Below are 13,657 nucleotides of genomic sequence, written 5' to 3' on the forward strand. Positions count from 1 at the left end.
CCACGGTCCTTCGACTTCGTCACCGCCGAACCCTCGCTCATTCAGCGCTGCTTGCTGGCGTTAGCGCCGCTGCTCTTCTCGGAGCCGCGGTCGGAGCCGACGCCCGCCCGCTCGGCGGCTCGTCGCCATCCGCGGCGGCGGCTGCGGCCTCGCAAGCCGCATCGCAGGACGCGGCAAAAGCGGCGCAGCAGGCGAGCGATGCAATGAAGCGCGCCACCCAGTCGATCCAGGCCATCCAGGCGGCCCAGAGTGCCGCGCGCAATCTCGCATCGCAGACCCAAAGTGCAATCCCGAACGGGCTTGCGCCTGGTGGCCTGGTCGTCGCGCCGGGCGCAGGAACGTCACCCGGCGTGTGGACCGGCGCGCAATTGCCGGCACAGGCGCAGGTGAATGGCCGCACGCAGGTCGACATCAAGCAGACCCAGCAGAACGCGATCCTCAACTGGACCACGTTCAACGTCGGGAAGGAGACCACGGTCAATTTCGATCAGCAGGGCAACAGTTCATGGACCGCGCTCAACCGCGTGGTCGACCCGAGCGCACGTCCTTCGCAGATTGCCGGCCAGATCAGGGCCGACGGCCAAGTCTACATCATCAACCGCAACGGCGTCATCTTCGGCGGCGCCTCGCAGGTGAATGTGGGCTCGCTGATCGCCGCGGCCGCCAACATTACCGATGACCAGTTCTTGAATCGCGGCATCTACTCGCAGCAGGCCTCGAGCACCTATCTGCCGAGCTTCACTGGCGCGGCCGGATCGGTGACAGTCGAGGCCGGCGCCGAGCTGACCACGCGCGCGCCAAAATCGGTGACCGAGGGCGGCGGCTTCGTCATGCTGCTCGGCAGCAACGTTGAAAACGCCGGGTCGATCTCCACGCCGAAGGGCCAGGCGCTGCTCGCGGCCGGCAACGACTTCATCCTGCGGCCCGGCTATGGCACCGATGCCAATCAATTCTCCACAACGAGGGGCGATGAGATAGCGCCGGTGATTTCCAGCGGCGGCACGAGCGGCAGCGTCACCAACGCGGGCCTGATCTTCAGCCAGCAGGGCGACATCACGCTGGCCGGGCGCATCATCGCGCAGGACGGGACCCTGGTCTCGACCACGTCAGTCAATACGCGGGGCACCATTCATCTCCTGAATTCAGCGGCCGACAGAAATGGCAGCATCATCTTCGGCGGCGCCAGTGTCACCATCATCCTGCCGGAACTCGACAGTGACGAAACCGCGCTCAACAGCCAGCGCGATGCGTTGATCGCGGCGTCGGGAACGCAGGACCGCGCCCGCGCGCAAGCCAATTTCGGGCAGTTCGACAATCTTGCCAAACTGGCGGACCGACAGGACCAGTCGCGTGTCGAGATTGTCACCGGCGGCAACGTCCTGTTCAAGAACGGCTCGATCACGATGGCGCAGGGCGGGCAGGTCGCCGTTTCGGCGGGCCAGCGCATCGTCACGGAAACTGGCGCCATCATCGACGTCTCCGGCGTGCGCAACGTGCTGCTGCCGATGTCGGCCAACAACATCAAGGTGAATGTCCAGGGCAACGAGCTCCGTGACGCGCCCGTCAATCGCGACAGCGGCAACCTGATGAACGCCAATGTGTGGATCGACGTACGCGATCTCGTGCTGGTGCCGGCGGGAACCGGCGGCTACGCCTCCGATCGCTACTACACGCCAGGCGGGCTGCTCGAAGTCTCCGGCTACCTCAACAACACCGCTCACACGATCGGGGAGTGGACCGCGCTTGGCGGCACGATCACGCTTTCTGCATCGGAAGTGGTGGCGCAGTCGGGCTCCATCTTCAACATCTCGGGCGGCGCCGTCACGTATCAGGGAGGCTATATCCGTACGACAAATTTCCGTGGTGCCGACGGCGGGATCTACAACATCGGCGACGCGCGCGCGGATGTGCTGCTCGACGGCGTCGCCGGCAGTTTTACGCGCAAGCACGAGCGTTGGGGCGTCACCGAGACCTGGACAAACCCGCTCGGCAAGGGCGCGGTCAGCGTCCGCTGGGAGGATGGCTACACGGTGGGACGCGATGCCGGCAGCCTCGCGCTGTCGACGCCGACCTCGGTCTTCGCGGGCACGATTGTGGCCGATGTGATCCAAGGCCAACGCCAGATCGAGGCGCGTCCGGACGGCGTCACCGACGGATACAAGTTTTCGCAGAACACCGTGCCGCTCGCTGGGACACTCGCACTCGGTCAGTACACGGCGCTCGGCCGCACAGGCGTCTACAACACGAATGTGATGATCACTGATCTGGCGACCGTCTCGCCGCCGGTGGACCGCACCAACACCGCCTGGTTCGATGCCGAACACCTAAACCGGCAGGGGCTCGGCGCCATCGATTTCGCGACCGGTGGCAAGATCACGATTGATGCGCCGCTATCGGTTGCGGATGGCGGTTCGGTCACGCTGATCGCTCCGATCGTAGACATCAAAGCCGATGTCACCGCCCGCAGCGGCGAGATTTCAGCAACCAACCATTTTACATCGCGATCGCCTGTCGGTGGGACGATAACGCAAGTGCTGACATCCGCCGGCACCTCAACCATCACGCTGGCACAAGGGGCGAAACTCGATACGCGCGGCCTGTGGGTGAATGCGAGCATCGATCCCGCAAGCGAGAACAAACAGGCTTTCGTCGATGGCGGCGACGTCCACCTGGTGTCTTCAGGCGACGTGATCGTTGCCGCAGGCAGCCTGATCGATGTGTCGTCGGGCGGCGCGATCTTGCACAATGGAGGCTTCAAGGGCGGCCGCGGCGGAAACGTCACGCTCAGCGCCGACGCCGTCGTCACCGGCCTGGCGCCCAAAGTCGGCAGGCTCACCCTGGACGGCGACATTCGCGGTTACGGCGTTGAAGGGGGCGGAACGCTAACGCTCGGGTCGGGCTCGACCGTCGTGCTCGGTGGCAAGGTGTTGGAGACCAACGGCGTGTTGAGCGCCGGCGAGACGGCGCCGGTCGATCTCAAAGCACTGGAGGAGTTCCGCATCCGCGCCGGCGAGATACTGCCGGCCGACTACATCCGCACCTTCACGGTCGCGTCCGCGGGACAAGCGATCAGCGGCGTGCCGAACATCACAACGGCCAACCCCCCGGTCACGCTTGCGGCCGCCTGGACGCCGCCGCGACCGACGATCGCGAACTCAAGCTACAGTATCTACTACTACGACCCGGTGACGAGGACGAACAAGCTGATCAGCATCATCACAACGACGAATCCGCAGTCGATTCCGGCGGGCTCGCAGATCTTGTCGTTGAACAATCCGGCCAACTTCCCGCAAGACTACGTCGTTCCGGCCAGCGCCTTTCCGAACGGCATTCCGATTCAACCCAAGACGATCGTCGTGGCGGCGGGCAATCCGGCGCCGAATGACGTGATCTTTTCCGCGGGGACGATCATTCGTGCCGGGGCGGTCATCAGCACGTCGGTTGAAGTGGCGCCGCTTCTGTATGTGCAGCCCGAGCTTCTCCAGCACGGCTTCTCTAGTTACGCCATTGCGGGAAATACCGGTCTCTATGTCGCGACCGGCACCCCGCTTGACGTGACCATGCCGATTTACCGTGTGCGAGCAGCGAGCTTCACAACGTCGACCGGCGCAGATCCGTCGGCGGCCATGGAGGTCTGGACGCCGCCGCTCTACCTCGACAATGCTGCGGCGGGCAGCTTCACGCAGCGTAGCGGCGCCGATCTGTCCTTGACGTCAGCGGGAGGCATGGTGCTCGCCGCGGGTTCGGCGATCAAGGTGGATGACGGCCATTCAGTCACGTTGAACGCGTTCGGACAGATGACAATTGATGGCACCGTCACCGCCGCGGGCGGCACGATCACCATCGGCAGCGATCTTGGCCCTGACTATCAGCAGATCGGCGTCGTCGGGCAATCGATCTGGATCGGAGATCACGCAGTCCTCGATGTTGCCGCACGGCCGGTCGCCGGCAGCGACACGACGGGGCGTCGCTATGGTATCGTTGGCGACGGCGGCTCCATCAATATTGGTCTTACGTCGCTTGCGACGGATGCCGATGGAAACTTGCCGGCGACCCAGTCGCTCGTCATCATCCGGCCGGGCGCGGTGCTCGAAGCCTCCGGGACGAGCGCCGTGTTGGATCTCATGGCTGGCTCCGACGGCCGCTTAGCTCCGGCGCTGCGTCCGGTCAACGTGACCAGCAACGGCGGGTCGATCGTGATCGGCTCGCGGACCGGCCTTTATCTGGACGGCACGATGCATGCGGCCTCCGGTGGCGCAGGTGCAGCGGGAGGTAGCTTGACCTTGGCGCTCGAGACGCCTTTGCGCTTCGACGCGGTGAGCGCGACCGGTCCGCGCATCTTCACGATCACCCAGGATCAACAGGCAAGCCCGCTTCCACCAAACCTTGCACCGCGTGCGGTCGATCCGGCCCTGACGAACGGCGAAGCCTATCTCAGCGCGTCGCAGATCAGCGACGGCGGATTCGACAATGTCGCGCTCTGGAGCCGCGACATGTTCCGCTTCGAGGGCGACGTTCGTCTGTCCGCAGGCCAGAGCGTGGCCCTTTATCGCGGCGTCTTGTCGCTCGCTGCCACGACGCCGACCGCGCGTGTCGCGCTCGAAGCGCCTTATGTACTACTGGATGGAGCGACGGACGTTCGGATCGCGGAGGGCGCCACCTACCCGGGCTTCGATTTCAAGGCGGGCTGGCAGCCTTCGGACACCAATCGCGGTAGGCTCGTGGTCACCGCCGATCTCATCGACCTGCGCAATCAGGTCTTTTCCGGCGTTACAGGAAAATACCAAACGGGTGTTTCCCCGAATCCTGTGATCACTCATACGATCGATGCGCCCGGCTTTGCTTCGGTTGAAATCATCAGTCGCGGCGATGTTCGTTTCAGTACCGGCGTTCTCGCTAGCGGCGGCGATATCGTATTCGAGGCGGCGCAGCTCTATCCGACCACCGGCGCGGCGGCGACGATCGCTGCCGGCATGGTCAGATACAATACAAGTGCCATCAGGCGTGGCGCCGGCACCATCACCATCCGCGGCAACGGCACTCGTCCGGCGCTGCCGCAATCCGTCTTTGGAGTGCTAGGATTCTTGGCCACGACGATTGACCAAGGGGGCATCGTGCGTGCGCCGCTCGGTAGCATCATTCTCGGCGATGTCGGCGTGCCCTGCGTCGCCGGATGCTTCAAACCGTCGGACACCCCCTCCGATGCTCCCATTGCCGTCACATTGCGCAACGGCAGTCTCACCTCGAGCAGCGCGGCCGGACTTGCCATGCCATATGGCGGGACTACAGATGGATTGTCCTATAAATATGCCGGCAGCGATGTGGCTTTCGCAGATCTCGGCTCAGTTTCCCCTGCGGGACAATATGCTCTGGGGGTCACGCTGAAAGGCGCTCGCATCGTTGCCGAGTCCGGCTCTGTCCTCGACATGTCTGGCGGCGGCGAACTCGCCGGCGCCGGCTTCGTCAGCGGCCGCGGCGGCTCGGTGGATGTGCGCGAAACGCCACTTGCCAATGCCAACCCTGTCAATTCATACAGCAAGGCATCAAACCGCGTTTACGCCCTGGTCCCGGGCTATGCCGGTGCTTACGCGCCGCTGTCGCCCGACAATGGAGCGGGCGATCCGATGGTCGGCCAACAGATCACGCTGACGCAGGCGACGGGCGGCTTACCGGCGGGCACCTATACACTGTTGCCGTCCACCTATGCCTTGCTTCCAGGTGCCTACCGGATCGAGATCGGCGGAACCACCACCATGCTGACGAGAGCGGCAGCGATCGGCAACGACTCTTATGCGACCACCGGCATGCTCAGCTTGGCCAATACCGCGCAACGTTCCGCGTTGCCAAACGAAGTCATCCTCACCCCTGGCAGTAGCGTGCGGACCTACTCGCAGTACAACGAGACAAGCTACAGCAACTTCGCCGTCGCCAACGCGGCGACGTTCGGTCTGGCGCGGCCGCGCCTGCCCGTCGATGGCCAGGTTCTCAAGCTCGACCTCGGCTCAGCGACCGGCGAGGTCCTTTCGTTCGACGGCACCGCGGTCTTTACTCCCGCCGAAGCCGGCCATGCCGGGACTCTCGTCGTGGTCGGAACCGGCGCCATAGAAGTCAAGGCGTCGAACGCCGCCGCGACCACGGGCATGGCGTCGATCGACGCGGAGGACCTGTCGCGCTTCAATGCCGGCATGCTGCTAATCGGCGGGCAGTATACCTACTACTCTGGCGTGGGTGATACGACCAGCCAAGGCGCACGCATCTATTTCGGCGCCAGCGCGAACGACGTCTATGTCCGCAACGGCGCGGTCCTGGAAGCCGGGCAAATTTTCGCTCTGGCGAAGAACAGTATCAAGATCGAAGGGGGAGCCGTCCTCGATACGACCCGAGGCAGCACCGATGTCACCGACGCCAGCGACGGATATGTTTTCGCCAATTCGCTGAACGGAAGCACCGCCAGCGCCGGCGCAATTCTCGCTGTTGCCAACGGGTGGCTCAATTTTCTCCCGCCAACGATGAGCACGACCGGCACGGTCACGGTAGAGAACGGCGCTGCGCTGCGTACGCTCGGCACCATCGCGTTCTCATCGAGCCGCGCGCTTAATCTCGGCGCCGACGTGGCGCTCAATGCACGCTACCTCACACTCTCCCTGCCGGAGATCAATGCGGGAACGGACGCGTCCCTGGCCGCCGCCAGTGCCGCGGGCGCGCTCGGTGCGGGCTGGCTACTGACTCAGTCTACACTCGATCGGCTGCTCACGCCCGGCGACTTGTCGCTCGCCAAGGTCGAGCGCCTGACGTTGACGGTCGGCTCCTCGCTCAATTTCTTCGGCGATGTGACACTCGATGCGCGCAGCCGGGACGGTGGCAATACCGTGCTGGTGCTCAATACGCCGGCCATTTATGGCTGGGGTGGCCAGAGCGATGCCGCCACGCTCGCGGTCGACACACTGATCTGGAACGGCGTGTCTTCTGGCGTGGGTACGTCTGCAAATCCGTTCGTCAGCCAGCCGCCGGGCGCGGTGCGGCCGGGCGGGTCCGGGACAGGCCATGGTACGCTCACGATCGACGCGCGCGACATCGTGTTCGGTTACGATTCCTATACCCGTAATCAGAACGAGGTCGCGCTTGATCGCCTGGCGCTCGGCTTTGCGACCGTCAACTTGACGGTGTCGAACCGGATCACCGCTAGAGACCGAGGCACGCTTTCCGTCTATCACACCGGGACCAATGCGCAGACCTATGCCGGAGGCGATCTGAATATCACGACGCCGCTGCTGACCGCGGAAGCCGGCGGCTTCATGTCTTACACCGCCGGCGGCGCCATTATGGCGCGCGCCCCCGCCGGCGGGGGAGCGAACACTGCGGCCATTAGCGACCTCGGCGGCGAGCTTCACTTCAACGGCAGTGCAATGACGATCGACACCGCGATTGCGCTGCCGAGCGGCCGGCTGGAGCTGAACGCCACGGGCGATATTACGCTGGCGGGTGGAACGACGCTTGATCTGTCGGGACGGGCCGTCACCTTCTTCGACGTGACCAAATACAGTTGGGGCGGCGACCTGGTGATGGAAAGCACCGAGGGCAAGATCACGCAGGCCGCAGGGTCAGTGATCGACATCTCCGCCGCCCACAATGCGGCCGGCTCGATCAAAGCCGTTGCTCTGGGCGCGAATGGCACGCTCGCATTTGGTGGCACGCTGCGAGCAATGGCAGCGGACGGATTTAAGGCCGGCGGCTTCGATGGCCGCGCTTATACCCTTTCCAATTTCGCGGGCTTGAACGCCAAATTGAATGAAAGCGGCTTCTTCGGCGCGCGCAATTTCGTCATCAAGACCGGCGATCTCGTGATCGGCGACGAAGTGCGCGCCAGCGAGGTGAACATTTCGGTCGACGGCGGCAGTCTCACGGTCAACGGCCGGATCGACGCCAGCGGCAAAGAGGTCGGCACCATCCGCCTTGCTGCGCGCGATGATCTGGTGCTCTCGTCAACGGCCGTGCTCGACGTGCACGGCACCGTCCTGCAGGTCGACAGCTACGGCACGCCGATCGAGGCGTCGAACCGCGGCCATGTGGAGCTGACGTCCGCAGGCGGTACGGTCAGGCTGGCAACCGGCGCTACGATTGATCTGCGTTCGGCCGACAACGTGGCGCGTGGCCAGCTCGAGATCAATGCGCCGCGACGTGGCGGCGCCGGTGGCGCGGGCGACGGCGCCAACGATATCGCCGTCGATGCGGTAGGTCCGCTCAACGTCTGGGGCGCGGCCAGCATCGCAGTCAATGGCTTCCGTCGCTATGAATTGACCAATGGCATCGTCAACCAGAGCCTGCTCGACACGATCCACGGCGATAGCACCGTCTTCATCAACGCGGCCTGGACCAACAATACGTTGATGGACAGGCTGGTCGGGCTCAGGGCCTGCGGCGATGCCTTCCATTTGCGGCCCGGCGTCGAACTCACCGCGACGGGTGACATCACTGTCGACGGCGATCTCGACCTTTCCGGTTATCGCTACGGCCCGAACGCCGATCCCGCCCGGCGCGGCTCCGGCGAGCCCGGCGTCGTGGTGATGCGCGCCGGTGGCAACCTCAATATCAACGGCAGCATCAGCGACGGCTTCGCGCTGCCGCCGGTGACGCCCGACGACGCCCGCTTCCCCGGCCAGACGGTCACGTTCTTGGGTGGGCAGCCGGTCGCCCAGGACGTCGTCTTCACGCCTCCGTTCAGCTCTGACTGGGGCATGAATGTCTTCACCTTTCCGTCTGCCGATACGGGGTCGAATTATCCGGTCGTAGTCTCGGGCCAGATCCGCGATGATTTTATGACCTACAATCCCGGCGACAAGATCGACGGCGGCATCTTGTTCGGCACAATTTATATTGACGCCGGGACAGTCCTGACGGTGGCCGGGGACCTGAGCCAAGCCAACATTTCCTACACGACGGTGCGGCAAGGCAAGATGTGGGCGGTTGCGCCGATGCTGGCGCCACGATCGCTGTCCTGGTCAATGCGCTATGTCGCCGGCGCCGACCTTGGCGCTGCCGACACGCGTGCGGTCCAGCCGGCGCTCTCAGCCGGCGACCTCGTTCTCAAGGATCCTCACGGGACCGGGATCGATGGCTCCCAGGAGGCGCTCAGCGTGCTGCGCACGGGCACCGGCTATCTCGATCTCGTGGCGGCGGGCGACTACCGTCAGGAATCCCTGTTCGGCGTTTACACCGCCGGCTCCGCGACCGGCGGCCTCGCTCGCCAGACCCGGAGTGACGGCACCGTGCTTGGCGCTGGCTACGCGGCTTACGAGGCCGCGCTGAATCCGACGGGCATCTATTTCACTGACAATGGCGGTGACGTGTTGCTGACGGTCGGGGGCGACCTCCGCGGCCGTGTCGTACAGACCCAATACAATTTGAACGACCCGGCGGTGACCTCCGACCTCGACAACTGGTCATGGAGCCAACAGGGGCAATGGGGCATCAACTTTGGTACTTACGACGCCAGCCTCGGTGAGGTCAGGCTGCGCGGCTTCGCCGGCATCGGCGCCCTCGGCGGCGGCAATGTGGTCTTGCGGGCCGGCGGCGACGCGGGAGAGAGCAGCATCGGCGACGCGCAGGTCAAGTTTTCGGCCGGACTGTCGGTGGCGATCGGCAGCAGCGGGCGCACCGATGCTGGTAGCGCAGTCGTTCGCAGCGGTGGCGGCACATTGACGGTGGACATCGCCGGCCGTCTCAATCTGGGAATGAACCTCAGTTTCGACGACAGATTGTATGGCGATCTGACCAACCTGCGCGGTGACATCGATCTGCGCGCTGCCGGGGTCGGCTCTGTCGTGGCGACTTCCTACGGCATTCCCGAAACCGGCTTCCCCTTGCCGCGGTCTGGCGATCCCCGCCCCATCGATCCGCTCGCCTCATACAAGTCGATCATGTACGGCCGGGTGACCTTTAACCTCGGTGACGGTGCACTTACGACTGACACCCGGAGCGATCTCGTCGCCAACGTTTTTGCTGTCAGCGGCCTGTGGTCGGACACGACACGCGCGACCTTGTTCTCGGCAGGAGGCAACGTCAATCCGGGTGGCGAGATTTTGATGGCAAGAGACTTCGTTCCCTCGCTGTCCGTGACGGCGGCCGGTGGCAGCATCCTGCTCTCCAGCACGATCGATCTGCTGCCCTCGCCGGTCGGGCAATTGGAATTCCTCGCCTGGGATTCCATCAATGGCAGGGGTGACAAATACGTCCAGACCGCCGGCTACGTCGGCATGAGAGTCGGCGCGCCCTTCGGCAATCTGCATGCCGACGACCCCGAGCCGATCCGGCTCTACGCCGTCACCGGCGACATCGCCAATCTCCAGGTCGGCCAGAGCGAGACGCAGTCGGTCCAGGGGCAGACCACCTATCACGTCGCCGGCAAGCAAACCTGGTTGCGCGCCGGGCGCGACATCTTCAACACCGGTGGTGTGATCCTGAACAACCGAGACACCGACGTGTCGATGGTGTTAGCCGGCCGCGACATCATTTTCGCCAACTATCAGATCGCCGGGCCTGGCACGCTGCTCGTCTCCGCCGGTCGCAACGTCTACCAGGCCGATTATGGATCGCTGACCAGCATCGGCCCCCTCGTGCCGGGAGATCTGCGGCCCGGCGCCGGGATTGTGGTGCAGGCCGGCGTCGGTGCCGCCGAACCGGACTACGCTGCGCTTGCTGCGCACTATCTGAACCCAGCCAACCTCGCGCAAAGCGGGGTGCCGCTCGCGGACCAGCCTGGCAAAGTGGCGAAGGTCTACACCACCGAACTGGCGGCGTGGCTCTCGGAGCATTACGGCTTCGCGGGAACGACCGAGGACGCGCTGGCGTTTTTCGCGACACTCGCTGCCGATCAGAAAAACATCTTCCTGCGCCAAATCTACTTCGCCGAGTTACGTGAAGGCGGACGTGAATACAACGATCCCTCCAGCACACGCTTCGGCTCTTATCTGCGTGGCCGCCAGATGATCGCGACCCTGTTTCCGGAGAGGGACGAGAGCGGCAAGCCCATCCAGCGGGCGGGCGATATCATCATGTTCGGCGGCTCCGGTGTGCGGACGAATTTCGGCGGCGACATCCAGCTGATCGCGCCGGATGGGGAGGTCATCATCGGCGTCGAGGGCCAGGTGCCGCCGGCAACCGCCGGCGTGATGACTCAGGGCTCTGGCGATATTCAGGTCTATGCGAAAGACAGCATCCTGCTCGGCCTCTCGCGCATCATGACCACGTTCGGCGGTGACATCCTCGCCTGGTCTGCCGAAGGCGACATCAACGCCGGCCGTGGTGCCAAGACCACCGTATTGTACACCCCGGCACGGCGCGTCTACGACAAGTACGGCAGAGTGGCGCTCTCGCCGGTGGCGCCGAGCTCGGGCGCAGGCATTGCCACGCTGAACCCGATCCCCGAAGTACGGCCCGGCGACATCGATCTGATCGCGCCATTGGGCACGATCGATGCCGGCGAGGCGGGCATTCGCGTCTCCGGCAACGTCAACCTTGCGGCGCTGCAGATCATCAACGCCGGCAATATCCAGGTACAGGGCTCCTCGACCGGCATTCCGACGGTGCAGGCGCCGAATGTCAGCGGCGCGTTGGCTGCATCCAACACCGCCGGCGCCGCGTCGCAACAGGCGAAGACGCCTCAGCAGGGGTCTGCCGACGCGCAGCCGTCGCTCATCATGGTCGAATTCATCGGCTTCGGCGGCGGTGATGGGAGCAATCCTCAAGAACAACGGCGCCCGCAGGACGAAGAACGCCGCAGCCAGATTCAAGACCCGCAAAGTCGCTATCAGATCGTCGGCGCCGGCAATCTGACGGAAGAGCAATTTCGGGAACTGGCAGACGAGAGACGCAAGCGGATTGGACGCTGAGATCGGCCGAGAGCGGGGGCCCATACATCGCAGCAGTGGTTCGAACACTGGTGTTTGTGGAAAGTACTGGAGAAGGTCTCGGGCTGTTATCGGCATGCTCGTTGGTAAGTTGTCGATCACGACGAGCATCAGCTTTCTGAGCGGCCAGTCGTGCAACGAGGTGGAAAAATAGTGGAGCCGCGTTGCCCTGCGCGAGGTCACAGTCCCAAAGCGACCTCTAGACGATCATTTCGCTTCCCGCGGGTTGTTTCTGGTGCGAAACTGGCGCGGTTCGTCCGCAATCGAAGACCTGGGCCTAGGGCGTGCGCCTGCTGTGGTAACGTGAGCGCAAGTTAGTCCCAACGGTCCCGGCGACCGGCCGTAAGCGAATTCCGTGCGCCATCGTGCCGACTGATCGCGGCGACCTGTCAAGGTCAAAGTCCACCCGGTTTGCAACGCGCTATCGGTAGCAAGCCAAAGACGTTCAAGGGAAAGCAAGCCAGGCGAAAAAGATCGTGAGTTTGTTCGAGAGCCTAAAGACAGAAGCATCCGCCGAGTGGCGGGCCTACACCGAGCATCCCTTCACGAACGGGTTGGCAGACGGCTCGCTCCCCGAAGCGGCGTTTCGTCACTACCTCGCTCAGGACTACCTGTTCCTCATCGAGTTTGCTCGCGCCTACGCGCTCTCGGTCTACAAGTCGCCCAAGCTTGCCGACATGCGTGAAGCGACGGCCGGCCTCGCGGCCATCCTCGACGTCGAAATGAACCTGCATGTGAAGCTCTGCGCCGGTTGGGGTCTGTCCCGGAGCGACCTCGAACAAACCCCTCCGGCGGTCGAGATGCTGGCCTATACACGCTACGTGCTCGACGCCGGAATGCGCGGTGATCTGCTGGCCCTCAAGGTGGCGCTTGCCCCTTGCGTGATCGGCTACGCGGAGATCGCAACGCGGCTCGCCTCGCGACCCGAGGCAGACGCTGCGACGAACCCATATCGCGTTTGGATCGCCGAGTATGCCGGCATGCCATACCAGGAGGTCGCGGCGAAAGCGCGGGCGCACCTGGAGCGTCTCGCCGATCTCTACGCCACGCCGGCCCGCGAGGCAGAACTGATTGCGATCTTCAAGGAAGCCACGCGGCTCGAGGCCGACTTCTGGGAGATGGGCTGGCGCGCCGGCCAGCGCGTTGAACAGCCTGTGTGTACCGAAAACCTCATCCGAGTTGATGAGGTGACGGAATCACCTAAGCTGGCGGAATGATCGGGCTGTTGTTTTTCGCTCTGGCCGTCCTCGCCTCGCCGCTCAAGTCGAAGATGAGGCTTGAGGCCGAGAACGCGGTGCTTCGACATCAGTTGATTGTTTTGCGGCGCAGGCTGCCCGGCCGTGTCCAATTCGCGAATAGCGATCGCTGGTTCTTTGTCCAGCTGTATCGCTGGTTCCCGTCTATCCTTCAGGTTCTTACCATCATCCGGCCCGAGACGGTCATTTGCTGGCACCGCTCGGGCTTTCGCTATTATTGGCGGTGGAAGTCACGATCTTTGGGAGGCCGGCCGCAGACAGCGGTGGGGCTGCGCGCGTTGATCCGGCAGATGAGCGTCGAGAACCCTGACGTTATTGTAATAGTCGGCGTAGGATTGAAGAACCCGACGCAGATGCGCCTCGCCCAAAACAATGACGTGGTCCAAACACTCACACCGGATCGATCCGATCAGCCGTTCGGCAAACCCATTCTGCCAAGGCGAGGCTGGTGCGGTAGGCTTGTCCCGGATGCCCATGGCGCGCAATCGGCGCGTC

General features: G+C 64.0%; 3 protein-coding genes. 2 read left to right on the forward strand and 1 reads right to left on the reverse strand.

The genetic code is table 11. From position 1 onward, the window contains the following. The first annotated feature begins 203 nt into the window (after window positions 1-203). Both CWO89_RS15095 and tenA read left to right on the forward strand, forming a co-directional pair. On the forward strand, window positions 204-11,888 hold the full coding sequence (locus CWO89_RS15095) for a filamentous hemagglutinin family protein (protein WP_165421159.1): 11,685 nt from the start codon (window positions 204-206) through the stop codon (window positions 11,886-11,888). Between the two features lie 494 nt (window positions 11,889-12,382). After that, window positions 12,383-13,123 (forward strand): thiaminase II, encoded by a 741-nt coding sequence (tenA, locus tag CWO89_RS15100; protein ID WP_245476311.1) that lies wholly within the window; start codon window positions 12,383-12,385, stop codon window positions 13,121-13,123. 269 nt (window positions 13,124-13,392) lie between these two features. Here the strand turns inward: tenA and CWO89_RS47890 are convergent, their stop codons facing one another. Beyond that, entirely contained in the window at window positions 13,393-13,638 is a 246-nt protein-coding gene (locus CWO89_RS47890; protein WP_245476312.1) for an integrase core domain-containing protein, read from the reverse strand. Between the last annotated feature and the right edge of the window lie 19 nt (window positions 13,639-13,657).

Source organism: Bradyrhizobium sp. Leo170 (assembly GCF_004296405.1).
Classification (GTDB): domain Bacteria; phylum Pseudomonadota; class Alphaproteobacteria; order Rhizobiales; family Xanthobacteraceae; genus Bradyrhizobium.

Coding starts and splice junctions, on each gene's coding strand:
- CWO89_RS47890 (WP_245476312.1), bottom strand. CDS start 13,638: ATGGGCATCCGGGACAAGCCTACCGCACCAGCCTCGCCTTGGCAGAAT.
- CWO89_RS15095 (WP_165421159.1), top strand. CDS start 204: ATGAAGCGCGCCACCCAGTCGATCCAGGCCATCCAGGCGGCCCAGAGT.